This is a genomic window from Pedococcus sp. P2_A3, assembly GCF_056405035.1.
In genome coordinates this window covers 1-25,462 of the sequence record NZ_JBFUCW010000014.1, presented here as the reverse complement: position 1 = coordinate 25,462, position 25,462 = coordinate 1, and the positions used below count along the sequence as shown (strand labels likewise).

Sequence of the window (25,462 nt, the reverse complement as noted above, 5' to 3'; positions counted from 1 at the left end):
GACCTGAGCACCCGGCATACCGGGATCTCGGGTGTCCGCAGGGTGACCGGGGTCACGTTCTGCGCAGGTCGACCGATAAGGTCGATCCCATGCGTCGCGCCAAGATCGTCTGCACCCTGGGCCCGGCAGTGTCCACCCCCGAGGGCATCCGCCAGCTCGTCGATGCGGGGATGGATGTGGCTCGCCTCAACCTCTCCCACGGTGAGTACTCCGACCACGAGAAGATCTATCAGGAGATCCGTCGAGCCAGCGACGAGACCGGCCATGCCGTCGGCGTGCTGGTCGACCTGCAGGGCCCCAAGATCCGCACCGCGCGGTTCAAGGACGGTCCGGTCACGCTCGCGAACGGCGCGGAGTTCACCATCACCACCCGCGACGTCGACGGATCGGTGACCGAGGTCGGCACCACCTACAAGGGCCTGCCCGGCGACGTCCGCCCGGGTGACCTCCTCCTCATCGACGACGGCAAGGTCTGCCTGCAGGCGACCGAGGTCACCGAGACCGACGTGCGGTGCGTGGTCACCGTCGGTGGCACGGTCTCCAACAACAAGGGCATCAACCTCCCCGGCGTCGCGGTGTCGGTGCCAGCGCTGTCCGAGAAGGACAAGGAGGACCTGCGCTGGGCCCTCGGGCTGCGCGCCGACATGATCGCGCTCTCGTTCGTGCGCTCGGCCGCCGACCTCGACGACGTGCACGCGGTGATGGACGAGGTCGGGGTGCGGCTGCCCGTCATCGCCAAGATCGAGAAGCCGCAGGCCGTCGACAACCTCGTCGAGATCATCGAGGCCTTCGACGGCGTCATGGTCGCGCGGGGTGACCTCGGGGTCGAGCTGCCGCTCGAGGAGGTGCCGATCGTCCAGAAGGAAGCCATCGAGATCGCGCGCCGCAACGCCAAGCCCGTCATCGTCGCCACCCAGGTGCTCGAGTCGATGATCGAGAACCCTCGCCCCACCCGCGCCGAGGCGTCCGACGCCGCGAACGCCGTCCTCGACGGTGCCGACGCCTTGATGCTCTCGGGTGAGACCAGCGTGGGCGCCCACCCGATCCTCGCCGTGCAGACCATGGCCCGCATCATCGAGAGCACCGAGGAGCACGGCCTCGAACGGATCCGCCCGCTCGGCACCAAGCCCCACACCATGGGCGGTGCCGTGTCGGCGGCGGCCGTCGAGATCGGGGAGCTGCTCGGCGCGAAGTTCCTCATCACCTTCACGCAGTCCGGTGACACCGCCAAGCGGATGTCGCGCATCCGCCCCCGCATCCCCATGCTCGCCTTCACGCCGGAGCCGCACACCCGCTCGCGCCTCGCGCTGGCCTGGGGCATCGAGACCTACCTCGTGCCCATGGCCCGGCACACCGACCAGATGGCCCAGCAGGTCGACAAGTCGCTGCTGGCCACCGGCCGTGCGGTGGAGGGCGACCTCGTGGTCATCGTGGCCGGCTCGCCCCCCGGCATCCCGGGATCCACGAACGCGCTGCGCGTGCACAAGATGGGTGACGCCATCAACAAGGTGGCACCCGCGTACGAGGACCTCGACGACTGATCTCGTCGCTCCCGGTAACGCCTTCTCGTCGAAGGCTGTGGAAGAAACCTAGCCAGTTCTAGCCGGTTGTGGTTGTATGGCCGCGTTCGAACGGGGCGGGCCTCAAGGGTGAGCGGAGCCGTCCGCGGGTGCTGGACATCGGCTCCCGCGGGGTGGTTTCTGCTGGGCACCGCCTGGCCGGTGGGGCGTTTCCGCCTCCCCGGTGGGCACTTCCAGTAGAGGGGAAACTCATGACATCCATCAAGCGCTGGGCGACCGTCCCAGTGGTGTGCGGTCTCGGCCTGACGGTGCTGGCGGCACCGGCCTTCGCCAACTACTACAACTGGGGCGTCGTCAACGCCTACGAGGGCTCGACCCTGGTGGCGAAGGGCAAGGGGACCGTCGGGGTCGACTACGGGCTCGACGTGATCGGCGGCCACGCCACGTCCTATGACCCGCGCCCCGGCGGCAGTCCCGCCTACGCCAAGATCCACTACAACTACACGGTGCCGCAGTTCGACGGCCCCCATGACGCACGCGCGGGCAACAACTACACGGCCACGTGGATCGACAAGTTCGTCAACGGCAACCTCAACACCGTGTACTCCGCCGCGGAGCTGCGTGGCGAGGCCTGTCAGGACGACAACCTCGGCCCAGATGCGTGCAAGGGCAGTGCGTGGACCAACCAGAAGTGGTGACTGACGACCACCAGCTCGCAGCCGAGGGCGCCGAGGGTGACCTCCGCCCTCGGCTGCGGGAGGTCACCGTTCGTCGCGGCTCCTTCGTCCTTGCCTGCCCTGAGTGGCGCACCCGGCCGGGACTGACCGCGGTCGTGGGCCTCAACGGTGCGGGCAAGTCAACGCTCCTGCAGGTGCTGTCCGGGCGGCTCAGCCCCACCCGGGGCGAGGTGGAGCTCGCCGACCGGGCCACCGTGCTGCCCCAGGTCGCGCGCCTGGCCAACGCGTCGACCGTGGTCGACCTCTACCGCTACCTCGCCGCCCTTCGTGGCGTCCGGCGCGACGAGCGCGAGCCCGAGGTGCAGTCGGCCCTGGAGCGGGCCGGGCTCCTCGAGCGCGCCGTCATCCCGATGCGGCAGCTCAGTGGCGGCTGGCAGCAGCGGGCCCTGGTCGGTCAGTGCCTACTCGGCTCGCCGACGGTGCTGCTGCTCGACGAGCCGACTGCCTCCCTCGACGTCGGTGCGGCGCGCAGCATCTGGGAACTGATGCGCGAGCTCGCGGGGCGGCTGCCGGTCGTCGTCGCCACCCACGAGGCGTCGGCCTCGGTCGAGTTCTGCGACCAGATGGTCACCGTCCAGGCTGGGATGGTCGGTCCGGCTCTCGAGGGTGACCTGCTGCGCGCCGAACTGAGCCGAGTCTCCGGGTCGGCCGAGAGCTTCCTCCTCGGCCTGATCGAGCCCGAGGAGCGCAGCGCGTGAAGCCGCAGCTGGGTCGACCGATGCCGTGGCTGGTGGCAGGCCTGATGCTGCTGGCGATCGCGACGGCGCTGTCGCTGCGCGACGCCGGCTGGGTGGGTGACCCGCTCTGGGGTCAGGAGACGATCGGGGTCGGCCAGGTGCTGGCCCTGCCCCTGCTGGCCGGGGCGGGGGCGATCGTCGGCTGGCGCGACGTCGAGGGGATCCTCACGTTGATCCCGGATGGCCGGCTCCGCTGGCGGCACCTCTGCGCGACTCTCGCCGCGTGGGCCATCCCCGTGGTGGCGGGGTATGTCGTGGCCAACCTCGTCGTGGTGGTGGCGTCCCGGCTCAGCGAGCCGTCGATCCCCGACGCGACGCCGTGGCCGGTGTTCACCCAGACCGGCGGTGCCCTGCTGACGTTCCTGGTCGGTTACGCCTTGGGCATCGTGTTGAGGTCGTGGTTGGGGTCGGTGGTCGCTGCCCTGCTCGTGGCCGGCGTGCTCATCCTCGACCGGATGGGCGTGATCGCGACCGGTCTGGCCGAGTACACCGCCAGCGGAACTATGTTGGGGACCACGGCCAGACCCTCCTACTTCGTGCTGCGGCTTCTCTGGATGGCGCTCGTCGGCGCCGTTGTCGTCGCGCTCGTGGTGACTGGCCCGCGGCTTCGGGTCCGGCTCTTCGCCGCACTCGGGGTGGCCCTGGTGGCCGGCCAGCTCACCTTTGCGACCAACGACAGCTACCGTGTCCGACCGGAGCGCGCAGACACCTGCACCTCCACGCCCGTCGTCGTCTGCTCGCCTCCGGAGTTTCGCGCCCGCGCCGAACGCGCCGCGCAGATGGCCGGTGCGGCCGGCGCGGTGCTGGGGGAGCTCGGGGTGACCTCACCGAGCCGCTTCGTCATGTGGCAACCCGGCCGCGACCACCTGGACAACCTGATGCTGGTCGACCCCGGCAAGCTCCGCGCGCCACTGGCGCAGCATGCCGTGGTGTCCGGAGTGGTGGCCCCACTCTCGTGTCGGCTCTGGTCCGGCCCGGAGCCGCCGCCCAACTCGTGGTTCTACAGCGAGGCCTTGGTCGAGTCCTACGTCATGACCGAGCTCACCGGCAGGCGTGAGGAGCCCTACGGTCGCCTCTTGGCGAATCAAGGCGCCGAGGAGTCGCGGGCGCTGGTCACGCAGGCGGCCACGGCCCTTCAGGAGTGCGACCTGGCCAAGGTGCCACCATCCTTCAGCAACCAGTAGGGGCACCGTGATCCGCGGCTGGCTCGCCGACCACGACTGGCGCCTGGCGGTGGTGTCCAYGGGCCTCGCAGGGGCCGCCCTCGTGACCGGTCAGCCGATCCTCGCCAGTCCGCTGGGGGAGTCGTACCAGGGGATCACGGTGGGCCTGCTCGCGATGGTGTGCAGCAGTGTCGGCTTCGCACTGGGTCTGCGGTCCCGCGCCGCAGCGGCGTTGGGGGTCCGGTCGGGCGCGCGGTATCGCCTGCTCTGGATCGCGCTCCAGCTGCTGCTCGTGGTCGCCGTCGCAGAGTCGGTGTCGGGGTTCGACCTCGCGCCCCGTCGACTCGTCTTCGTGATCGGCTGGGGCGCAGGGGTTTCCGGTCTCCTCGCGCTCGCCTCGGAGGGCGCGTCGGTCCTCTACGGCTTCCTGTTGTTCGCCACCTGTCTCCTGACCCCGCGCGGCGAGCCTGCTCGGTGGTGGGCTCCGCTGGCGCACGCCCCGCAGGGTGACGCGGGCGTCGTGGCGGCGGCGGTCCTGGTGCTGACGTGCGTCGTCGTCTACGTCACCAACCCCGGCCGCGGCGCAGGCTTCTGACCGGCTGCCGCCCGACGACCTTCCACCGCCAGCCTCGGTATGCCGCGTGCTCACCACAGCGCCGCGCGCCTCCACCTGGTCGTCCGGCGGTCGACGGCTGTGCCGTTGTGCGGTCCGGGCGCACCGCACCGCTATCCTTGCCGAGGCCGCTGACGCGACCCAGCCGCTGAGCTCAGGTTCAGCAAGCCGAAGTGGTGGAATGGCAGACACGGAGCACTCAAAATGCTCTGCTCGAAAGGGCGTGCGGGTTCAAGTCCCGCCTTCGGCACCAGCTTGATCTGCGGAAACGCGCCCCGCTGAGGGGTCGTGTCCACACCGTGTCCACACCAGGGATGGGGCCGGCTCCCACCGTTGCTTGGATCCGCAGCACAGCTGCCGACCGTGGGGGGACGGAAGGCACGGTGCCCCATGGCAAGCATTCGAGTACGAAACGGCCGTTTTCAGGTCCGGTGGCGGCAGGATGGATGCGCGCTGGCGGAGACGTTCGCCGACCGAGCGCAGGCCCGCCGGTTCCAAGGACTGGTCATCGCGGCGGGGGAGCGCTACCCCTTGGGCTGGGTCCCCGGCCGTGGCTTCGTCGCGGCAAGCAAGGCCGCGGCATCTCCGGGTAGCGCTGCCGGGGCCGCGGGCACTGCTGGGGACGGTCCGACCCTTGCTGAGTGGTTCGAGCGTGCCGTGGTCGCCAGGACCACCGCCAACGACCGGAGCAAGCAGGACATGCGCCGCGACTTCGCCCGGCACGTCCCGGACTGGCTCGCCGACACGTCAGTGGATCGGATCACGCGCGAGCAGGCCGGGTTGTGGGTCAATCAGCTGCGCACCCAGCCGCGAGGTAGGACCGGTCGGTACGCGGACCAGCCGGTGTCGACCAAGACCATCCACAACGTCCACGGCCACCTCTCGGGGGCGATGAACGACGCCGTCCGGGACGGGCTTGCCGCTCGGAACCCGTTCGCTGGGCTCCTTTGCGGCATGCCACGCACGCCGGCGCAGGAGATGGTCTGCCTCACCCCGGACGAGTTCGTCGTCCTCCGTGAGGCGTTCATCGGGCACTACCAGCCGTTCCTGACGTTCCTGTACGCCACCGGGCTGCGGTTCGGCGAGATCACCGCCCTGGGGCCGGAGTCCTTCGACCTGGTCCACCGCACCGTTCGGGTCGAGCCGGCGTGGAAGTACGACTCCGTCCGGCACACCTACCTCGGCCCGCCCAAGACAGCTCGAGCAGGCACCGCGTCCGGCCGGGTTCAAGGCGAAATCCGTTCGGACTTACGTCGACAGATCGCGGTTGTCCCTACCTCGCAACACCCGGTGCTCCGTCGGCCACCACCCGGATTGCAACGACACAGGCTGAAGCAGCACTCACGTCGGAGCTGGCATGGCATGGCGTCGCCTATCCGTGACACACCAATCGACCGGCCCGAGTCCGAGAAGCTCGTCCAGGCGCGGCTGGAGGTCGGTCGCATCGACGCGCTCGGGCGCTCCGCGGACAAGGCCATGGACGAAGGCGATGCTCCAGGCGCCGCGAAGTTTCGGATCATCTCCTAGGGCCTAAGCGCATGGAAATCCCCTTGAGTCACTCTTCTGGCGGAGGCACGCGCCGCACTACGGCAATAGCCTCCATCGGGAGCAAAGCACGGCTCCCGGGAAGACACCGGCGGGCTACTTGGCTCGTCGATGCCGGGCCCCCATCGATCAGAAGGGGTTTTGGCATGCTCTCCAGTTCACGGGTTCGACTCGCACGCCTCTGCGCGGTGACCCTCCCCCTCGCCGCTGCAGCCGCAGTGGCTATCCCCATCACAGGCGCCAGCGCCGCCGCCCAGTCCATCAGGCTGGTCGGCACCGCCAACCCGATCACCGGCGCCTTCAGCCCCAGTGGTGACGGCTCACCGGAGTTCCCCGAACAGGAGGAGGAAGGCTCTCCCGACGCCTTCACCGGGATCATCACCGACCGCAGCCTGTCGACCGGACACGGGCACGGTGCCACGGTGGGCAGCAGCAGCAAGGCCAAGTCCAACCCGACCATGGGAGCCAGCTTCGACGGCCTGAACCTGTACCAGCAGCGATATGCACGCGGCGGCAACCAGTTCACCCTGGAACCGCCGGACCAGGGTCTGTGCGTCGGCAACGGCAAGGTCGTCGAAGCCGTCAATGACGTCTTCAACGTCTACGACACCTCGGGCCACTCGCTGCTGCCGGACAACACCGCGACCAACATCGTGGGTGGGTTCCCGCGTGACGTCGGCCACGCCGTGGACCTCAACTCGTTCTACGGGTACGCCCCGGCGGTCAACCGCAGCACCGGTGTGCGCGCCCAGACCATCACCGACCCGACGTGCATCTTCGACGCTGCCACCCAGCGGTTCTTCCTGGTCGTGCTCACCCTAGAGTCCACCCCCAACGGGACCCTGACCCTGGTCAACCACCTCGACCTCGCCGTGAGCCAGTCGCCCGACCCCACCGGGGCCTGGAACGTCTACAAGATCGATGTGACCAACGACGGCACGAACACCGGTGGAGCCAACGCAGGGCCGTACCTCGGCGACTACCCGCACATCGGCGCCGACGCCAACGGAATCTACCTGACGACCAACGCCTACCCGTGGCTGCACAACGGCTTCGCCGGCGCCCAGATCTACGCCCTCTCCAAGGCACAGCTGGCCGCCGGTGCGGCGAACGTCAACCTCGTCCACATCGACACCTCGGGCATGGTGGCCGCCCCCAGCGACGCCGGCCCGACGCAGCCCGGCTTCACCGTGTGGCCGGCGCAGTCACCGGGGACGACGTCCTTCCAGACCCTGGGCAACGGCACGGAGTACTTCATGTCCTCCAATGCGGCTGACGAGGCGACCCACCCGGTCGCCGGAACCGGCGGCAGCTACGTCTCCAACCAAGTCGTCGTCTGGGCCCTGTCCAACACGGCATCACTCGATAGCGCCTCGCCGAACCTGGCCCTCACCAACCAGATCCTGCCCGCAAACACGTACGCCATCCCCCCGAAGCAGCACCAGCCGGGCTCCGGTTCGGCACCGACGACGGGTACGCCACAGGGCTACTGCCTCAACGACACCACCACGAGCACGATCGCCGGAGTGGGCTGCTACCGTCTGTTGGTCGGCACTCCCAGCCACGAGGTCGTGTCCACGCCGGACGCCAATGACACCCGCATGCAGCAGGTCACCTACGCCAACGGCAAGCTGTGGGGTGCACTGGACACCGCCCTGAACCCCGGTGGCGGCGGGCAGCGGGCCGGAATCGCCTGGTACATGGTCAAGCCCGGCGGTTCGTCGGGAGCCTTCGCGCCCAAGATGGGCCTGCAGGGCTACCTCGGCGCGACCGGCATGGACATGAGCTACCCGGCGATCGGGGTCACCCAGAACGGGCGCGGCGTGATGGCGTTCACCCTGACCGGTGACAGCACCTACCCCAGCGCCGCCTACGCACCGATCGACGCCGTTGCCGGCGTCGGCTCGTATGCCGTGGCGGCCGCCGGCCAGGCCACCGACGACGGGTTCACCAGCTACGCCGCTCAGGTGGGTGCCCCGCCGCGGACCCGTTGGGGCGACTACGGCGCCGCCTCCGCCGACGGCAACTCGGTCTGGATCGCCAGCGAGTACGTCGCACACGCGTGCGACTACGCGACCTGGCTCGGGCCCTTCGCGACTGGCGGATCAGGCGACAACCTGCTCGGCACCTGCGCTGGGGCCGGCCACGGCCCGGGCCTGCGGACCGCGCTGGGCAACTGGGCGACCCGGGTCAGCCAAGTCACCCCGTAGCCGAAGGTCAGCGGGGCGGCATACGAACTAGCCCTTCGTATGCCGCCCTGCTCACCGGTACGACCAGGCCGACGGCGTCCCTCGACGACATCGTCTTGGCTCGTCGCCGATTCAGATGTCCGCGTCAGGTCATCGCTGCGTTGTACTTTGAATAGCGTCCGCGTCCAAAATGAGCCACAGCACGGCGTCCAAGGCGGCCGTCTTGGGGTCGAACCCGTCCGCCCACACCGCTTGCTGGCCTCTTCGAGTCCCATGGTCGCGCCCCATTGCGCCAGCTGTACGAGCAGTGCGGCATCTTCGCGACTCGCCATGTCACTTTTTCCTATGCCTGTCCCGGTCCGGTCAGCGTTCCACGGGAGGCGTTGCTGCATATCCGCTTGCTCCTGCGAGGTAAGCGCCTTCAGGGCCCCAGTCCGATTTTGGATTTCGCGACGCGATGACCCTTGGTGGACGCGGGCGGTCTTTGCCGGCTCGTCAGTGGTGGGGCTGCGCGGGGGTCCCGGGGCGGCGCCCGAGCGTGTGCAACCTCAAAGCGGTGAGGACGAACCAGGTCGGCAAGAGCAGCCCGTAGAGCAAGTAGCCGTATTCGATCACGGGGCGCAGTGTCTCAGCGACGATGCCCACTGCCCCGGTGAGGACGCCGAATGCCGCCGTCGGCGCGGGCACGGGGCCGCGCCACGCGACCAAGGAGAGAGCAAGGATGCCGGCCGCGGTCAGGACCCCGGCCCAAGGCATCGCGTTCGTCGTGGCGATGATCGCCTCTGCGGCACTGGACAGACTGGCTCGTTGGTCGGCCGAGGATGCTGACTCGTAGGCAGTGCTCAACGCGACCAAGCCGCCGTTAAGCGACTGTGGGCTGCTGCCGACGGCCAGGGCGGTGACCTCGGAGGCCACGCCGAACAGCCCCCCGATCAGCACCACTGACTTGTCCACGTGCCTGAGCGCCATGGCCCAGGCCGTGAACACGACCATGGCTGGGACGCTGAGCCCGACGAAGCAGACCAGTTCGATGAGGTAGACCACGCGGTGGGAGTCGATGTACTCCAGCACCGCGGCACCCGATGACGGAGGGACGGGTGCGGTGGCGAGCAGCACCAGCGGAATGAGCACCATGACCACATACGCTGCGGCTGCCCAAGCACCGGCCCGGTACAGACCTTGCCAGGACGGGTCGGGCGGTGTGCGGTGCCCGCGCGGCTGCGGCGCGACGGGAGTGCGCGGTGTTCGCCCTGCTCCTGTTGTCGTCATGCCAGCCCCTCCCTCGGAGGTCGTGCCGCACGGTGTTCGAGGAAGTGCTTGAGGCCCCCCCAGATGGCGCGCTCCTGACGACGGCCAATCACGGAGACCAACGGGCCAAGGACACGGGCACCAGTACCGACCTGGACATCCCAGTCCCAGCTGAATCTCGTACCGGATCCAACGGGGTCGAACCGGACTCGTCCCGACACCGTGCTCCGCCCCAACATGCTCCGGGAGGAGATCCACGTGGGGCGCTCGAAACCCGTGACCTCGATCTCGACCTCTTGTGGCTTGCCGCGAGTTAGAACGGTAGCCAGGAAGCGCGTCCCCACTCCGATCGGCCCGTCGTCGAGACGGCGCGCAGACGTAATCGCGGGGTTGTAGAGGGGTTCGTTGGTCTGGTCGGCCACGACATCGAACACCTCATCGACCGGGCGCTCGATATCGATACTGCCTCGGACGCGTGCCATCAGCTGTTCAACCCCATCGGGCCCGGGGCGCCTCGGCGTCCCTGAAGTCGCGCCCAGCTGCGGGTGAGGCCTGACGGATGTCGTTAGGCATGGTGACCTCCTCCGGACCCGGGAGTGTCCCGGCACATTCACCGTCCTCGCTGGTGACTGCCCCCGACCAGAGCCCATGGTCCTGAAGGCGCTGCGAGCCGTCGAGAAGCTTCGGTCGGGGCCTTGGCGGCGGAAAGCCGCGCGGCGGGTGGACATGTCCACGCCTTCGCCGTTGCTGGCCCACATTGAGCCATACTGAGTGTCGCTGGTCAGACCTCTGGGCAGTATTCGAACTGGTTCAAGTCCCGCCTTCGGCACCGATGCACCTCAGGGTGAAATCCGTCCGGCTGCTCTGCCAGCCAGTTGTTGAGGGGCCGGATTGCCCATGACAGCCCTTCGTCGGGAATCTCGATGGGGAGTTGTACGCGTTCCTTCACTCATCGCTTCCCCTTCTCGCCCTTCACGGCGTCGTGAAGACCTGGAGCTGAGACTCAGACCCGCTTGGGCTGCTTGAGGAGGGYCCAAGCGGAGGGGCGACGCACGCAACCCCAGCGGTAGCCACGCGCCGCTGCCTACCTACCTAGAGGCGAGCCCGCCCAGCAATGACACTAGGCCTCCTGGCGGCCAGCCAGCTTCGCCGCGCGTTCCTCGCGGCGAGCGACGAACCGAGCGGCCTCCTCATCGAGGGACCCGACGGCGGCCGCGAGCTCCTCCCGGGCCTTCTCGCCCTCGGCGTCCAAACCTTCGAGATCCCAGACGCCCCACTTGTGCAGCAATGGTGTGACGATGTCGTCGTGGTGGATGCGCAGGTCGTAGATGCCAGCCATAGCCATCTGCACGGCCTTGCGTCCGAACCCCGGGATGATCGCACCGGGCATCTGGAACGACACCACCTCGTCGGTGATCGCCCGCATCGTCTGGCTCGGAGTCAGCTCCAGCGCAGACTGGACGAGGTTCCGGTAGAAGATCATGTGGAGGTTCTCGTCCTTCGCGACCCGCGTGAGCAGCTTCTCGGCAATCGGTTCCTCGGTGTAGCGGCCCGTGTTCCGGTGCGACACGCGGGTGGCCAGCTCCTGGAAGGAGACATAGGCGCAGACGTTGAGCAGCGGCTTGTCACCCGGGTCGTAACCGGTCTCCATCGTGTCCATGCGCGCCCGCTCCAGCTCGTCAGGGTCAACGCCGCGAGTGACGAGCAGGTAGTCACGGATGCAGAACGCATGTCGCCCTTCCTCGGCGGTCCAGCGGTTGACCCACGTTCCCCAGGCGCTGTCCCGTCCGAATGCCTGATCGATCACGCGGTGGTAGCTCGGCAGGTTGTCCTCGGTGAGGAGGTTGACCTCCAGCGCCGTCCGGGCGATCGGTGAGAGCTGCGACTGATCTGGCGACCACGCCTCGCCCCCCAGCTCGGCAAAGTCGCGGCCCAGCGACCAGGGGACGTACTCGTGCGGCATCCACTCCTGGGCRGYCGCCAAATGACGATTGAGGTTCTCCTCGACCGTCGGCTCGAGGRCGGCGAGCAACTGGGCGTTGTCGAGTGTGGCCATGGGATCCTCCTGGCTGACGAACGCGCAGGTCGCGCCCACCCCCTGCCTACACCCTCAGAGCTCGCCGACCTACGGTTGTGAGCCGGGGCGCTGGTCGAACGCATGAATTCGTCAGTCGGTGGAGGGCGGGCCGAGCGCCGGAGCAGTGTTCGATGAATGCCGCCGAAGTCGACGTCCGTGGCGTTGGCGGAGGCCCTACGGGCATGCCGCCCGTCAACGCCAACGTCGCCTCCCCACGGACGGCCGCACGCGGCCAAGTCACGCGCTTCTCGAGCAGCGGGTACGCCTTTGGAAGGAACGCTGCGAGCTCGTGGTCGTTTGTTGCGCAGAGCTGTTCGTGATGGCTCAGGTGGGGGGCGCGGTCAGCCGCCCGCGCAGGGAGCTGCCGAGGGAGGATCCCACCAGCAGGCCGAGAGAGATGGCGATGACGACCCCGAGCACGCCCAGGGCGACGTCGGTGGCCGACTCGCGACCCGCCGCGAGCTCGGTCACACCCACGAGGCCCAGGCTTCCGGGCACGAGCAGCCAGAACGCCGGCAGGAAGAGCACGAGCCGTGCCAGCTGCGGTCGTCGGAGCTCTACCACGCTCGCCCCGAGGCTGGCCGCGATCGCACCGAGGAAGCCACCAAGGCCGTTCGAGCCGAGCTGTTGCCCGGCGACCTGGGCGCCGAAGGCCAGGCTCAGCACCAGCAGGACCCAGCCCTGCATCCGCAGCGGCACGCCCTCCATCAGGCAGATGCTCAACCCGATGAGCAGCAGGCCGACAGGCGCACCGATCCACCCGATCTCGTCGACCCGGAGATTGGTCAGGGTCGCGGACGGCACCCGCAGCAGGGCCGTAGCCATGAGCAGTCCCAGCGCGAACAACCCAAGCTGCACCAGGCCGTAGGTGAGCCTGGCCGACCCAGCCTGCATGTGTCCGGCCGCGAGCTCTGACATGCCGTTGACGACCAGCGCTCCGGGGAGCAGAACCGCCAGTGGCGGCAGGACGGTGCGCAAGGGACCCTCCAGCAGTCCCGCGTTGGCGGCGCCGAAGACGGCCAAGGAGACCACGAACGCGGCAAGCGTCGGCAACAGCGCCTTCACCAATTGGTACCGCTCCGCCAGCTGGACGAGCACGAACACGATGACTGCCCCCACCGCGGCCGCGGCGACGTTGGCCCAGCCCGGTTGCAGGATCAGCGCAATACCGACAGCGAGCACGGGCCAGGCCAGGGCGACCAACCACAGCGGGTGCCCGACAGGGCGACGGGCAACCGCAGCGAGCTGCTCGAGGGCGGCGCCGGGCGCGAGCACCCCCCGGACCAGTTGGTAGCGGATTCGGCGCACGCTCGCGGACTGGTGGAGGCGCATACCGGGGGGAGCCGACCGATACGTTGAGGGACCCCCGTCAGTGAGGGTGACGACCAGGCCCGTGGGACCGACTGCTGTCTGGACGTCGGGGTAGCCCAGTTGGACGCCGACCTCGGCGAGCTCCTCCTCGATCTCCTGCACCGGTTGTCCCGTCGCGATCATGGCGGTGCCGAGGTGGGCCAGCAGGGCGCGGGTCTCGGTCGCGTGGGCGTCGTCAGCGGCACTGGACGAGGGCATCACGGCTCAGCGCGCGCCGACGAGCGTGACTCGGACGGGCCTTGCCGGTCCTGGTAATACCCGCGCTGCTCGGCACCCGGATTCGGCCGTCTCTACAGGTGCTTGCGTCCGCGCCTTTCCGCCCGAGTCCTCACTGCTATCCGCTGCCAGGTGTCCCGTCATGCTCGTCATCATGTCAAGGCACACGACCACCCAGCATCAACGCGGCGCAAACGGCGGAAAGACGCACCCGGATCCGCACTCTCGTGCGGATGGGCGGGTGAATCGTTCCGCAACCAAGACACGGGAACTAGATCCCGTCGAATCGCTGCACTCGTGTTCGCCGGTTCGAAGGTTCGGCGCAACCGGTCCTTTGGTCGGTGGTGGTGAGGAGGCAGGCGTTGCTCATGGCCACTACCTGAGGCTTATGCCGAGTCGGTCAAATTGGGGGGTGTGTCCGGGTGCGTGCTGACAGGTGACCCTCCGACGGCGTCGCCGCGCCCGCGGCTCACCTAGGGAGATCTTCTCGCGGTCCATAGGCTCGCGCGGTCCCGCAGCCTGCCGGTGCGGTTGCGGTGCCGCCGTTGCGCGCCTGGCTTACCCGGGCGGTCATCCCAGACCAAGAGGCCAAGGCGAGAATCTGCCGGCGTTAAGGTTGCGTTAGGAGCCAACCGATTATTCGCCAGGCCGGGCAGGCTGAGTGCCATGAGCGATGAGTTTCTGCTGGTCGGCGCTCCGATGGCAGCGGCCGGTGGGGCCAGCCGTGCTGTCGCGCTCACGTCGTCGAGGCTTCTGGTCCAGGCCGTGGACGACCACGGCACGGTGTTCTTGGAGGCGCATGATCGTTCGGATTCGACGCGGTCCTTCTTACTCGCTCTAGCCCATCGCCCGGTTATCGAGGCGATCTCCTCCTTCACTCCGCTGGGTAGGATGCACGCGATTTGCTGGGGCCTCGCGTTTGGTGTGGGGAGCCCCTCGCCCGGTGCTCAGGTGCGGTTTGAGTCGGGCACGCTCAGGCACGCGACGATGTCGGTCTGCGTGGTGCGCCCCTTGGCCGACGATTGTTGGGTGGCCGACGCGGAGGGGGTGTTCGGCAGTGCCGTGCTGCTTGAGGACGGACAGGAGCGAGCTCGCACCTGGCTCGCACCCAGGCCGTGACGGCGATGCGGCTGCGGCCCGGATCCATGAGTCCAGATCAGCAACTGGGGCCCATCGACCTGCCAACTCCAGCGCGTCTCCTACAGATCTGAGGGACTTTGTCAGGAACCGCCGAGTCTTTGAAGAGGCTGCTGATCGGCCGAGCGATGGCCAGTCATCGGCTCGGCGAGACGCTGCTGCCCAAGAAGCTCGCTCTGMCAGTCTTCTGCTCTGACCCGATCTCCTCGGTTGCCTACGCGACCGAGCAAATCGTGCTTGTCCTGGGTACGGCGGGCACCGCTGCATTCTTGGGCCTGGCGGCTCCTATCTCGGTTGCCGTGGCCTTGCTGTTGGCGATCGTCGTGGCCTCCTACCGGCAGACGTGCTACGCCTATCCCAGCGGAGGAGGCGCCTATGTGGTGAGCAAGGAGAACCTGGGGCAGACCGCCTCGCTGACTGCCGCGGCCGCCCTATTGGTCGACTACGTGATGACCGTCGCCGTTTCAGTCGTGTCCGGCGTGGTGGCCATCATCTCCGCCCTGCCGTCCCTGGCGCCGTACGCCGTGGAGCTCTCCGTCGGGTTCGTGGCTCTCCTAGCGCTGGTCAACCTGCGCGGTGTGAAGGAGTCGGGCGCAGCGTTCGCTTTCCCCACCTACGCCTTCGTCGGCCTGACGATGCTGCTGCTGGCCAGTGGTGCATACCGCGCCCTCCGAGGCGGAGTCCCGGAGGCATCCAGTGCACACCTACAGCTGCAGCACACCGCTCACGTGGGAGGCATCTTCACCCTTCTGCTATGTCTACGCGCGTTCGCGTCAGGCTGTACCGCGCTGACCGGCGTCGAAGCCATCAGCAACGGCGTCCCAGCGTTCGAAAAGCCCAAAGCCAAGAACGCGGCCACCACCTTGCTCATCATGGGCGCCTTGGCGATCACGATGTTTTCCGGGATCACAGCACTCGCGCTCGCCACCCACGCCCGCGCCTACCACGACGGCAACCCCTCAGTGATCAGTCAGATCGCCGAGGCGATCTGGGGCCGTCACGTCCTGTTCTACGCGTTCCAAACGGCCACCRCGTCGATCCTCGTGCTTGCGGCGAACACTGCGTTCAACGGCTTCCCCACGCTGGCCTCGATCCTCGCGAAGGACCGCTACCTTCCGCACCAGCTGCACAACCGCGGAGACCGCCTCGCGTTCAGCAACGGCATCATCCTGCTGGCCGGGGTCTCGGTGGTCCTGATCATCGGCTTCGACGCCAACATCGACAAGCTCATCCAGCTCTACATCGTCGGCGTCTTCACCTCCTTCACGCTCTCCCAGTTCGGCATGGTCCTGCACTGGCGCAGCGAACTTCGGCGCACCGGTGACCCGACCAGGCGCCGAACCATCCACCGCTCCCAGCTCATCAACGCCACCGGCGCCGTCGTGACGGCCCTGGTCCTGGTGATCGTGGTGCGCTACAAATTTCTCGCAGGGGCCTACCTTGCCATCGCGGCGATGGTGGCGATCTTCCTACTCATGCGGGCGATCCGCCGGCACTACGACGCAGTCGAGCTCGACCTCCTACCCGAACCAGGCGGCGTCACCCTCCCCAGCCGTAACCACGCCATCGTCCTGGTCTCCAAACTGCACGCACCTACTCTGCGAGCCCTCGCCTACGCCAAGGCAACTCGGGCCTCCCACCTGGTCGCACTGACGGTGGCCGTCGATCAAGACGAGGAACGAAAGCTACGAGCTGAATGGGACGCACGCGGGCTGGACATCCCGCTGACGATCATTGCGTCCCCCTTTCGGGAGGTCACCCGTCCGGTCCTTGAGTACATCAGCCACATCCGGACAGAGAGTCCCCGAGACGTAGTCACCGTGTTCATCCCCGAATACGTCGTCGGGCACTGGTGGGAACACCTTCTGCACAACCAAAGCGCGCTCCGCCTCAAAGGGCGGCTGCTGTACCAGCCAGGGGTCATGGTCACCTCCGTTCCCTACCAACTGAGGTCCTCCCGCGAGGTGCGCGCTGGCGCCGACGACATCAGCGACGACCTCCCCGTCGTCGTCGGAGACACGCGATAGCTGAACCCCTCCGGATAGCCGCCGCGGGATCCGTTCCCACCCACGTCGAAATGCTCGGTGCCTTGGAACTGGGCGGAGTCCCCCTGGGCCCTTCTAAGCCGCAAGACGTGACTTCCCACCCTATTAGTGCGCAAGAAAGAGCGACCTACCGCAACCGTCACCTCGCAAAGGGCAGCGACCCTTTCTTCATAACGACCCTCCTCATCGAGGACGTGATCAGCACAGATGGCGCAACCCGAAAGCCACCCAGGCGCGCCCGCACCCTGGGGGGCGACAGTCAACCGTCCTGTGGGCAAGCGCCCGACCTGAGCCGGACGTACACCCTGCGCCGGTTCGGGCAGGGCTAAAGCTCGTCCTAGGTCAAGTTGAACCTCAGCCCCTCATCGCTGCGGATCGTCCCCGAGTCGTGGGGCGGTTCGAGCATGAGTTCGCTCCCAGGACAGGGCGCCGGCCGTACCCCAGGTCGCACACCGTCCACTGGCAAGCCAACGACGGCCTGGCTGACGCACACTGACTGGCTGCCGGATGGCTAGACACCTGCCACGTAGGCGCCGTCCACAACGGTAGAGCTGGGCGGGAGCAGCACATGGATCACGTCATCATCGGGTCGATCCCCACAAGCCGTCGGCGACGGTCGAGGTCGTCGACCAACGCGAACAGCGGCTCGCCTCGGGACGGTTCACCACCGACCGGACCGGCTTCACGACGATGCGCCCGTACGCCAAGGCGTGCCCGGATCGGACCTGGGCGGTCGAGGGCGCGAACGGTGTCGGACGACCGCTGGCACAGCGGCTACTGGCCGCCGGCGAGCACGTCGTTGATGTCCCGGCCAAGCTTGCCGCCCGGGTCCGGCTGTTCGACACCGGTCACAACCGCAAGAACGACGCCCACGATGCGCACGCGATCGCTGTGGTCGCGGTCCGCACGAAGGGCTTGCGGGTGCTGGCGGTCGATGGTGAGCTCGAGGCGCGGCGGATGCTGGTCGAGCGCCGGGAGGCACTGAAACGGCGCCGGGTCCAAACGGTCGATCGGTTACAAGCCCTGCTGGCGGAACTCCTTCCAGGACAAGCCAAACGCGACCCCACCACCAGTCAGGCCAAGGCCATGCTGGCTTCTGTGGGCCCGCGGGACATCGCCGGGAAGACCCGTCGGCGGATCGCGGTCGAGGAGCTGGCCGAGCTGGTCGCGGTCGAGGCGAAGATGAAGATGAAGATGAAGATGAAGAAGGCTACCGACGCCGCGGCCCAACTAGAAGACCTCGAGGCGGGCCCGGGAGGGCACCGCGGGGCGACTCAAGAATCCAGCGCGGCCGGCTCACACCCGCACACCGACACTTCGGATCAGCCACTTCCCGGACCCGCACCAACGACGCTACGCCGCCCCCTCACGGCGCGGAAGAGACAGCTCGACCCGATTAGTTGACAACATAAGGGAGCTGGCATGACGCACCTGACGTGCCGTCGCAGGCCAGCACGACATACGCGACAGGTGCGACTTGGCAGGCTGACGCCAGTTAAGACGAGCTCGGCAATGAGTCTGGGGCGGCGAGTGATTACCGAGCCACCCGTCATTCCCGAGCCAGAGTGACATTGCTGTCGGGGCGGCGGACACTGCGGTCATGGGTGCAGGCTCGAAGGCTCAGCTTGGTCAGGTCGCTGGCCGGGAAGCAGAGAAGCACGTTCTGGCGGGATTGCTGGAGGCTGCGACATCCGGCGAGCCCGGCGCGCTCTTCATCCATGGTGAGGCTGGGATTGGCAAGACCGCCTTAGTCCGGGAGGTCTGCGGACGATTCGCCGGTGAGGTGTTGTGGGGCACGTGTGTGCATTTCGGTGCCGCCTCGGTGCCGTTCGCAGGGCTCGCATCCGCACTGGGCGCATGGCTCGATGGCGCCGACGACACGGCCCGGAATGAGGTGCTTTCCGGATTGGATGGGCTCAGCGTGGTGCTGCCCGGCGTTCGCTCCGGTAGGGCCGGCGACGGAGCGCTGATGCTGCCGCAACTCAATACCGCGATAGTGAGAATCGCCCGCCGCCGCCCGGCGGTCGTGGTCATCGACGACCTTCAGTGGGCGGACACCTCGTCCTTGGATCTGCTTGCGTTTCTCATCAGTGGGTTTCGCAAACTGCAGCTGGCAGTGGTGGCGACGGTGCGGGACGAGGACCGACCCGAGGGGCACCCTCTGAACTCTTGGTTGGCCGAAGTTCGACGAATGCCGGGGGTCGATGACCTGCACTTGGAGCGGCTGGGACCGCAGGGGACAACCGAGCAGGTGGCAGCATTGACCGGCGCGCTGGCACCCAGTGCCGCCCTGGTGGCACGTGTGCACGCACGCTCCGGCGGAAACCCTTACCTGACCGAACTCCTCCTTCGAGCAGACCCCTTCGACACCTCAGAACCAGGGACCTCGGTGTCCGAGGCTCTGCGTGAGGCGCTTTTGTCGCGCTGGCATCGCTTAAGTGGGATGGCGCGCCAGAGCACACGCTTACTCGCCATCGGAGGACGCCCCGTGGACATAGACGTTCTCGAGAGGGTGGCCGCCCTCGTGAAGGCGGACTCTGCCTATGGCTTGAACGTGCGCGAGTCGGTGGCCGAGGCGGTGGCTGCGGGTGTGCTCGAGCGTCCCGTGGGTGGGCGGGTGTGGTTCCGCCATCCGCTCATCGCGGAGGTCCTTAGCGTGGAGATGGCTGCCCCCCACTCCGACCCCGCCGCGGTCCACTCCGCATACGCCAAGGCCCTCGCAGTCCGGCCCTCCACGGAGCCGGGGGATCTGGCGAGCCATTACGAGTTGGCCGGAGAGCTGGCGGAGGCGTTTCGGTGGTCTCTGGCTGCCGCCGACTCGGCGGCCTCGGCCCAGGGGGAGACGGAGCGGCTTGAGCATCTGCAGCGGGCGTGCCGGTTGTGGCCGAAGGTCGTGACCAGCACCGAGCCAGTCGCCAGCCACGTGCGGCTGTTGCTGCGCACGAGCATCAACTGCCTGAACGTCAACCGCCCCCGCGACGGACTCGTCCTGCTCGAGCAGGCACTCTCGCTGACCGACCGCGACGAGAGCCCCGACGTTGCGTGCCGCCTGCTCACCCTTAAGCACAGGATGCTCATGGAAGCAGAGCATCTGTCCTTCAGTGCGGTCACCCCGTCGCTGCATGAGGCCTTCGCCATAGCGAAGTCCCTGCCAGGTACGACCGAACAGGTCATCGTTGACGTCACGTACGCCTGGACCGAGGTATGGTCCGGTAACCCCTACGTCGAGGAACGCGCCGCAGCCGCCTTAAAGACCGCGCGGCAGATCGGATCACCCGAGGCCCTCATCCCGGCTCTGACCCTTACGGCTGCGATCTCACCCAATTCGGTGCACGCCTTGGACTGGGTCACCGAGGCATACCAGCTCGCCGCGGCCGCCGGCGACGCCGTGCAGATGGCGGACTCCGCGGCGGAAATCCACAATCAACTTGAGGTGCGCGGCCAGAATTCCGTCGGCGTCGAGGCCGACGCCACCCACGGACGCGAGATCATCCTCGCGGGCGCCCCGCCACGGGGACGATTCCTGTTCACCTGTGCGGGCATCTTCGCGCTTTCACTCGGCCAGTGGCAGCGCGCTGAGGACTACCTGCGCCCGGCACTGGCGTCCGCAGAGGGCGGAAACCATGAGGCGGTTGCCCACGCCGCCATGGCCATCCTGTGCACCCGCAGGGGTGACCAGACGCTGGCCAAACAACACCTCACCTGGGCGGCCGAACTGTCCTCCACGGACTATCGCGGCAGCTGTTCCTATCCCTACGCGCAGATCGAACTGCTCTTGGCACAGCGACAACCCGCATCGGCGCTGGATGTCGTAGAGGCCCAGATTGCCGCCTCGACCTTAGGGGACCCCCGCGACGCCGACGAATTTCTGGTGCTGGCCGCACGCGCCGCCGCGGACCTGGCCGAGCAGGGCAGGGACAAGCACCGCCAGGGCGCCACCGAGACGGCGGAGGCTGCCCTGCGCCGCGTGATGGACGCGTGGCCTTCCGCCGCGACCGACAGCTTCATCCCGTGGGGCCCCGCAGACGCGATTCAGCCCGCCCGTCAAGCGCTGCACGCGGCCGAACTCGCACGACTTCGGGGACTACCAGACCAGTCACGCCTGTGGGCTCAGGCCAGAGGCGCCTGCCAGCAGGCGGGCATGCTCTGGGAGGAAGCCGTGGCCGCCTCGCGGCAGGGCCAGGCGGCGCTAGCGGAGGGGCTGCCTCGGGCCGTCGCCGCTGAACCATTGCGCGACGCGATGGCGATCGCCGAAAAGCTCGGCGCCCGACCGCTCATACAGAACATCGACATCGCGGCTCGGACCGGCCACATTGCCCTCGATCCCGTCGACGCCAAACCTTCAGACTCGGCGCTCACCAGCAGCAGGCTGACCGAACTGACCCCGCGCGAACGAGAGATCCTTGACCAGGTGATCGCGGGCAGGTCGAACGGAGAGATCGCGAAGGCGCTGTTCATCAGCGACAAGACCGTCAGTTCCCATGTCTCCAACATCCTGCGCAAGTCGGGGACGTCCACACGGGGCGAAGCCGCCGCATGGGCTAGCCGGGTGACGCGCGGAGGGGAGTGACACGTGCGCGCGCCGCAGAGCTTCATCGACGATCGAACGATCCAGACATATGCGGCTCTGGTGTGTAAGGCAGGGCACGGCTCATGCTGGGCGATGCACGAGCAGCGGCCGTTTTCCGCCGCTCCATCTGACGCATTAGCGCACGTCGCCAGCCCGGCCCGCCGGACGGTCCGCCGCCACTGGAAGCGGCTGTCGCGACAGGACGCTGGGCTCATGGCCTTGACCTCACCTCACAGCGGAAACGCGCGTCACATCAGCCGGCTGTACCGCTCGCGGCACTACCCGCCTGTTGTGGTCTCCGAAGGGGCCTGGCATTCGGCCCGGGGTCGAACTACAAGCGCAATCGGTAAGTCACGGGTTGCGATGCGCTCGTCTTCGGGCGCGTTCCAGATGGCGGTGGCTTACTCGGGCGCCGAGTTCCCCTGCCGCCCAAAAGGCCAGCCCGCTGGCGATGATTGCCAGCAGGAGCGACAGCACGTTGTCGGCGATCTCGCCCCCTCCGTCGATCTGGTCGAGGTGAATCCAGTTGTTGAGCAATGTCCCGGCCCAGGCCACTCCAGCAAAGACCGCCACACAACCCACGCCGACGATGACTGCTCCGAGCGGCCCCGCCCGCTCAGCCTCTGGCCGGAGCGATCCGGCGAGTCCGTTCTCATCGTAGGTCAGCAAGCGCTGCAACTCTTCGGGCGTCATCCATCCGTTTGCCTCCGCCGGTGGGTCGGCGCTGTAGGCCGCCGCAAGTGCCTGCTCGGGCGCCGCGAAGTGCCGGTCCTGCACGTCTCGCGGGGTGGAAGGGTCGCCCCCGCTAATGAGCGTTTCGGGGCTGGCAGCAAAGAGGAAGGGGAGACCGCTCTCAATGTCGTCCCCCGTGCATTGCATTCGACGGTGTATGAATTTCCCGTCGTCAGCTGGCAATACGACGGCGACATCTACCAGGGCTGACTCCAACCGGCGGCGGACCAGCCTCACCACCTGCGCCCTTGCGCTCCCCGCCGTTTCGTCGGCGTCAGAGGCGTCATTCCCGCCCGGCATCCTTCAAGGATCGCATGCTGGCATAACGGTGAGGGGGTCGGTCCAACCCCGGTGAAGGGACACCCATGGGCGGAGAACACGTCATGGCTGGTTCATAAGCACGTTCGCTCCGGCCTATGTGGGATGGCTTCGCTCCGCGTCCGTCCTTGGTCCTCGGGTCCTCACCGCGAAAGCCGTGGGCGGCGGATGGGTCATGCGCCCGACCACTCGTTCGCGCATTCGGCAGCCGACTGACCTGGAGAGACAACCGCTGGTGAGGGGCAGTGCCCACATCCTGCGTCCTGCTCCTCAGCCCTCCGCGGTGGCTCGCCCCGCTGCCCATTCGTGCCACGGCGGGCCCGGGACCCGGTCGCCGGTGCGGTGCACGAAGGCGCGGATCAGCAGGTTGACCTTGACCGGGTCGCGCGCCAGCGGGAGGTGGCCGGCACCGTCGATCACCACGCACTCGCCGCCGGTCAGCTCGGCGAGCCGGAGCCCTCGGGACACAGGACTGATCATGTCGTTGCTGCCGTGGATCGCGAGCACCGGACAGGTGACCGCTCGGCACCACGCCTCGCTGGTCTCCCGGCTCGGTCGCGCCCCTCTTGCCTCTACTGCGAGCACGTCCGGCGTGGTCTCGAGACCCCACGCGACGCAGTCCTCGACCTGCTTGGTCGAGTGAGGCTCGGGGAAGCACATGCCGAAGAAGAACCACAGGAAGTCCTCGTGGTGGTCCTGCCAGTAGGTCGGGTCGTACTTCGCCCAGTGCTCCAACGGATCTCGCTCGATCAACGGCACCCGCGAGGGGGCCAGGTCCGCCGGGTCGCGCTGCGGGGCGCGCGCGGTGTGGCCCGGCGTGATGGCGAGGGAGGGGCCGATGAAGACCGCCCCGAGCACTCGGTGGGGGTGCTCGGCCGCGAGCTGTAGCGCCCAGGCGGCACCCTGGGAGAGGCTGACGACGACCGCCCGCACCGCGCCCCCACCCCGGGGCCCGGCGCTGGGTAGCTGGTCGTCCACCACTGTCGATTGGGGACCTGCCCGAACGTCATCTGGTTGGAGGCCACGTCCGGTGGCCCGCAGAACCGGAGGTCATCATGAGCCATCCCATCGTGCACGCCGAGATCCGTTCGAGCGACCCCGACGCAACGAGGGCCTTCTTCGGGGAGCTGTTCGGCTGGACCTACCCCACCGAAGGCGCCCTCCCCGGCTACACCTTTGTCGAGACAGGGGTACCGGATGCGCTGTACACCGCGATCAGCCCGCTCCAGGGCGACGGCGACCTGGTCACGTTCTTCGTCGGTGTCGACGACATGGCAGGCGCCATCGCCGCGACGACTCGCCTCGGTGGACGCGTCGTGCAAGACCCGGTCAGCGTTCCGGGAGTGTCGTTCGCGCTGATCGCCGACCCTCAGGGTCACGTTGTCGGCTTGGCCCAGCAGCTCTGACCGGCACCCGGTCGAGTGGTCTGTCCAGCCCGTGCGCCCTCGACAAGCGGTATGGGAGTCATGGTGATGCGACTCTGGCGGGATGACCGGAGATCCGCCGCACCCAGTCGGGAGCGTCCAGGCTCGGCCGGTGTTCGTCCTGCACGAGCACCTCAAGCCGCAGCACCACTTCGACCTGCGCCTCGAGGAGGACGGAGTCCTGCGCTCGTGGGCGGTGCCGCGCGGGCTGCCGACGACCGCGTCAGGGAACCGCCTGGCAGTGCCCGTCGACGACCACGAGCTCGAGCACGCGTCCTACGAGGACGAGACGAAGTCGATCGCCGACACCGGCTGGTGGGAGCTCGAGGACCGCACCGACCGCCGCACCGTCTTCGTCCTGCACGGGCGTCGGGGAGCGCATCGCTACGCCCTCGTCACCACCGACCGGGGGGCGCTGCTCCACCTCCTGAAGGACCAGCCTCGGCCGTGACTCGTGGTGCGGGCTCACCGCGGTCGAGAGCGGCTCTTCGCGGCGCGCTCCGAGGGTAAGGAGCTGGTCAGGATTTCTTCAGGTTTTTCCAGTCATACCTAGTCACTACGGCGACGTGTCGCGCGCGGCTACCTTTCCCCGGGCCGGTCCACCAGGGACCGGCGGAGATGGGGGAGCGATGCTGAAGAAGTTGATCGGGGGAGCCGCGGCGCTGGCCGCGGCCATGCTGTCACCTGCGGGGATCGACTGGGCGGACGAACCGGCGTGCGACGCCTGACTGACCCGGTCGCGGCGAGGAACGAGGACTCTCGACGCCGACGGCGCGGCAAGCCTTCGCGGGTGGTGAGCTCGCGGCATACCTCGTGAGGGGCGCGGCAGCGCCCTTGGCCGGGTGGCGGCGCTGTCCACGCCGGGACCGCCGCAACCTGCCGTTAACGCACGTCCCCTAGGCTCTTTTCCGTGAGTGACACCCGCGACACCAAGACGCCCACCGCGAGCCCTGCGCCGACCACGCCCACGCGGATCCTGGTGGCCGAGGACGAAGCGCTGATCCGCCTCGACCTCGCCGAGATGCTCGTCGAGGCCGGCTACGACGTGGTGGGCCAGGCCAGCAACGGCGAGCAGGCCGTCGAGATGGCGACCGAGCTCGCCCCTGACCTGGTGATCATGGACGTCAAGATGCCGGTCATGGACGGCATCACCGCCGCCGAGCAGATCGGCGCGGCCCGGATCTGCCCCGTCGTGATGCTCACGGCGTTCAGCCAGACCGAGCTGGTCGAGCGCGCCCGTGACGCGGGTGTGATGGCCTACATCGTCAAGCCGTTCACGGCCTCAGACCTCACCCCGGCCATCGACATCGCGCGGCACCGCTGGACCGAGGTCAAGGCGCTGGAGCAGGAGATCAGCGACCTGGGCGAGCGGCTCGAGACCCGCAAGTCGGTCGACCGCGCCAAGGGCGTGTTGATGAAGAAGCTCAAGATCTCCGAGGCGGAGGCCTTCCGCTGGATCCAGAAAACCGCGATGGACCGTCGCCTCGGCATGCGTGAGGTGGCCGACGCGGTCGTTGCCGGGATGGACAAGGCCTGACGGTGGAGGTCGTGGTGCGCGCCGCGGGTGCGGCCGACGCCAGCGTGCTCGCGGAGGTGGCGGCGGCGACGTTCGCCCTCGCGTGCCCTCCCCACACCACGCGGGAGGCGATCGACACGTTCATCGCCGAGGTGCTGTCGAAGGAGCGCTTCGACCAGTACCTCGCCGACCCCGACCGCGAGCTGTTCGTCGCGGTGGCGCAGGACGTCGTCACCGGTTACGCCATGGTCGTGCACGGGGAGCCTGCCGACCCTGATGTGCAGGCCGCCCTCACCCTCCGGCC

Annotated in this window: 19 protein-coding genes, 1 tRNA gene and 2 pseudogenes; 16 read left to right on the top strand and 6 right to left on the bottom strand. The window is 68.1% G+C overall.

Going from position 1 to position 25,462, the window contains the following annotated elements; genetic code table 11:
• The first annotated feature begins 89 nt into the window (after window positions 1-89).
• The 8 genes from pyk (at window position 90) to AC1DX8_RS12230 (ending at window position 8,525) form a co-directional block, all read left to right on the top strand.
• The gene (pyk, locus tag AC1DX8_RS12265; RefSeq protein WP_477630206.1) at window positions 90-1,541 is read left to right on the top strand and encodes a pyruvate kinase; all 1,452 of its coding nucleotides are present in this window, start codon (window positions 90-92) and stop codon (window positions 1,539-1,541) included.
• Window positions 1,542-1,771: 230 nt separating this feature from the next.
• Window positions 1,772-2,218, top strand: a complete 447-nt coding sequence (locus AC1DX8_RS12260; protein ID WP_477630205.1) for a hypothetical protein — start codon at window positions 1,772-1,774, stop codon at window positions 2,216-2,218.
• The gene (locus tag AC1DX8_RS12255; protein ID WP_477630204.1) at window positions 2,215-2,955 is read left to right on the top strand and encodes an ATP-binding cassette domain-containing protein; all 741 of its coding nucleotides are present in this window, start codon (window positions 2,215-2,217) and stop codon (window positions 2,953-2,955) included. The genes AC1DX8_RS12260 and AC1DX8_RS12255 overlap by 4 nt, the downstream gene beginning before the upstream one ends.
• Window positions 2,952-4,178 carry a hypothetical protein gene (locus AC1DX8_RS12250; protein ID WP_477630203.1) on the top strand — a complete coding sequence of 409 codons (1,227 nt, stop codon included), beginning with the start codon at window positions 2,952-2,954 and terminating at the stop codon, window positions 4,176-4,178. The genes AC1DX8_RS12255 and AC1DX8_RS12250 overlap by 4 nt, the downstream gene beginning before the upstream one ends.
• A 7-nt stretch (window positions 4,179-4,185) precedes the next feature.
• The gene (locus AC1DX8_RS12245) at window positions 4,186-4,752 is read left to right on the top strand and encodes a hypothetical protein (protein WP_477630202.1); all 567 of its coding nucleotides are present in this window, start codon (window positions 4,186-4,188) and stop codon (window positions 4,750-4,752) included.
• Window positions 4,753-4,937: 185 nt separating this feature from the next.
• Window positions 4,938-5,023, top strand: a tRNA-Leu gene (locus tag AC1DX8_RS12240).
• Between the two features lie 137 nt (window positions 5,024-5,160).
• Window positions 5,161-6,297: a tyrosine-type recombinase/integrase gene (locus AC1DX8_RS12235; RefSeq protein WP_477630201.1), complete on the top strand. Its 1,137-nt coding sequence runs from the start codon at window positions 5,161-5,163 to the stop codon at window positions 6,295-6,297.
• 164 nt (window positions 6,298-6,461) lie between these two features.
• Window positions 6,462-8,525: a hypothetical protein gene (locus AC1DX8_RS12230; protein ID WP_477630200.1), complete on the top strand. Its 2,064-nt coding sequence runs from the start codon at window positions 6,462-6,464 to the stop codon at window positions 8,523-8,525.
• A 474-nt stretch (window positions 8,526-8,999) separates the two neighbouring features.
• On the opposite strand, the gene AC1DX8_RS12225 is transcribed toward AC1DX8_RS12230, so the two are convergent.
• The 4 genes from AC1DX8_RS12225 to AC1DX8_RS12210 all read right to left on the bottom strand — a co-directional run bounded on the left by AC1DX8_RS12225 (window position 9,000) and on the right by AC1DX8_RS12210 (window position 13,398).
• Window positions 9,000-9,638: a hypothetical protein gene (locus AC1DX8_RS12225; RefSeq protein ID WP_477630199.1), complete on the bottom strand. Its 639-nt coding sequence runs from the start codon at window positions 9,636-9,638 to the stop codon at window positions 9,000-9,002.
• 131 nt (window positions 9,639-9,769) lie between these two features.
• Window positions 9,770-10,234 carry an SRPBCC family protein gene (locus AC1DX8_RS12220; protein ID WP_477630198.1) on the bottom strand — a complete coding sequence of 155 codons (465 nt, stop codon included), beginning with the start codon at window positions 10,232-10,234 and terminating at the stop codon, window positions 9,770-9,772.
• Window positions 10,235-10,872: 638 nt separating this feature from the next.
• Window positions 10,873-11,847 carry an acyl-ACP desaturase gene (locus AC1DX8_RS12215; protein ID WP_477630197.1) on the bottom strand — a complete coding sequence of 325 codons (975 nt, stop codon included), beginning with the start codon at window positions 11,845-11,847 and terminating at the stop codon, window positions 10,873-10,875.
• A gap of 306 nt (window positions 11,848-12,153) precedes the next feature.
• Window positions 12,154-13,398, bottom strand: a complete 1,245-nt coding sequence (locus AC1DX8_RS12210; RefSeq protein ID WP_477630196.1) for a threonine/serine exporter family protein — start codon at window positions 13,396-13,398, stop codon at window positions 12,154-12,156.
• 684 nt (window positions 13,399-14,082) lie between these two features.
• On the opposite strand from AC1DX8_RS12210, the gene AC1DX8_RS12205 reads away from it, so the two are divergent.
• From AC1DX8_RS12205 to AC1DX8_RS12190, 4 genes and pseudogenes are all read left to right on the top strand, one after another.
• Complete coding sequence (locus tag AC1DX8_RS12205) at window positions 14,083-14,535, top strand: hypothetical protein (protein WP_477630195.1); 453 nt, start codon at window positions 14,083-14,085, stop codon at window positions 14,533-14,535.
• A 119-nt stretch (window positions 14,536-14,654) separates the two neighbouring features.
• The gene (locus AC1DX8_RS12200; RefSeq protein WP_477630194.1) at window positions 14,655-16,580 is read left to right on the top strand and encodes an APC family permease; all 1,926 of its coding nucleotides are present in this window, start codon (window positions 14,655-14,657) and stop codon (window positions 16,578-16,580) included.
• A 618-nt stretch (window positions 16,581-17,198) separates the two neighbouring features.
• A pseudogene (locus AC1DX8_RS12195) lies at window positions 17,199-18,002 on the top strand (IS110 family transposase); the annotation flags it as partial.
• Window positions 18,003-18,198: 196 nt separating this feature from the next.
• The gene (locus AC1DX8_RS12190) at window positions 18,199-21,168 is read left to right on the top strand and encodes a helix-turn-helix transcriptional regulator (RefSeq protein ID WP_477630193.1); all 2,970 of its coding nucleotides are present in this window, start codon (window positions 18,199-18,201) and stop codon (window positions 21,166-21,168) included.
• Window positions 21,169-21,519: 351 nt separating this feature from the next.
• Here the strand turns inward: AC1DX8_RS12190 and AC1DX8_RS12185 are convergent, their stop codons facing one another.
• Window positions 21,520-21,945: a hypothetical protein gene (locus AC1DX8_RS12185; RefSeq protein WP_477630192.1), complete on the bottom strand. Its 426-nt coding sequence runs from the start codon at window positions 21,943-21,945 to the stop codon at window positions 21,520-21,522.
• A gap of 543 nt (window positions 21,946-22,488) precedes the next feature.
• Complete coding sequence (locus AC1DX8_RS12180; protein WP_477630191.1) at window positions 22,489-23,196, bottom strand: alpha/beta fold hydrolase; 708 nt, start codon at window positions 23,194-23,196, stop codon at window positions 22,489-22,491.
• A gap of 77 nt (window positions 23,197-23,273) precedes the next feature.
• Between AC1DX8_RS12180 and AC1DX8_RS12175 the strand changes: the two genes are divergently transcribed.
• The 4 genes and pseudogenes from AC1DX8_RS12175 to AC1DX8_RS12160 all read left to right on the top strand — a co-directional run.
• A complete protein-coding gene (locus tag AC1DX8_RS12175) occupies window positions 23,274-23,624 on the top strand; it encodes a VOC family protein (RefSeq protein WP_477630190.1) in 351 nt (116 codons plus the stop codon).
• A gap of 130 nt (window positions 23,625-23,754) precedes the next feature.
• Window positions 23,755-24,093: a DNA polymerase ligase N-terminal domain-containing protein gene (locus AC1DX8_RS12170; protein ID WP_477630189.1), complete on the top strand. Its 339-nt coding sequence runs from the start codon at window positions 23,755-23,757 to the stop codon at window positions 24,091-24,093.
• A gap of 459 nt (window positions 24,094-24,552) precedes the next feature.
• Window positions 24,553-25,179, top strand: a complete 627-nt coding sequence (locus AC1DX8_RS12165) for an ANTAR domain-containing response regulator (protein ID WP_477630188.1) — start codon at window positions 24,553-24,555, stop codon at window positions 25,177-25,179.
• An 11-nt stretch (window positions 25,180-25,190) separates the two neighbouring features.
• Window positions 25,191-25,462: pseudogene (locus AC1DX8_RS12160) on the top strand (GNAT family N-acetyltransferase); the annotation flags it as partial.

Coding starts and splice junctions, on each gene's coding strand:
- AC1DX8_RS12225 (WP_477630199.1), bottom strand. CDS start 9,638: ATGGTGCTCATTCCGCTGGTGCTGCTCGCCACCGCACCCGTCCCTCCG.
- pyk (WP_477630206.1), top strand. CDS start 90: ATGCGTCGCGCCAAGATCGTCTGCACCCTGGGCCCGGCAGTGTCCACC.
- AC1DX8_RS12210 (WP_477630196.1), bottom strand. CDS start 13,398: ATGCCCTCGTCCAGTGCCGCTGACGACGCCCACGCGACCGAGACCCGC.
- AC1DX8_RS12230 (WP_477630200.1), top strand. CDS start 6,462: ATGCTCTCCAGTTCACGGGTTCGACTCGCACGCCTCTGCGCGGTGACC.
- AC1DX8_RS12175 (WP_477630190.1), top strand. CDS start 23,274: ATGAGCCATCCCATCGTGCACGCCGAGATCCGTTCGAGCGACCCCGAC.
- AC1DX8_RS12205 (WP_477630195.1), top strand. CDS start 14,083: ATGAGCGATGAGTTTCTGCTGGTCGGCGCTCCGATGGCAGCGGCCGGT.
- AC1DX8_RS12235 (WP_477630201.1), top strand. CDS start 5,161: ATGGCAAGCATTCGAGTACGAAACGGCCGTTTTCAGGTCCGGTGGCGG.
- AC1DX8_RS12260 (WP_477630205.1), top strand. CDS start 1,772: ATGACATCCATCAAGCGCTGGGCGACCGTCCCAGTGGTGTGCGGTCTC.
- AC1DX8_RS12220 (WP_477630198.1), bottom strand. CDS start 10,234: ATGGCACGCGTCCGAGGCAGTATCGATATCGAGCGCCCGGTCGATGAG.
- AC1DX8_RS12190 (WP_477630193.1), top strand. CDS start 18,199: ATGGGTGCAGGCTCGAAGGCTCAGCTTGGTCAGGTCGCTGGCCGGGAA.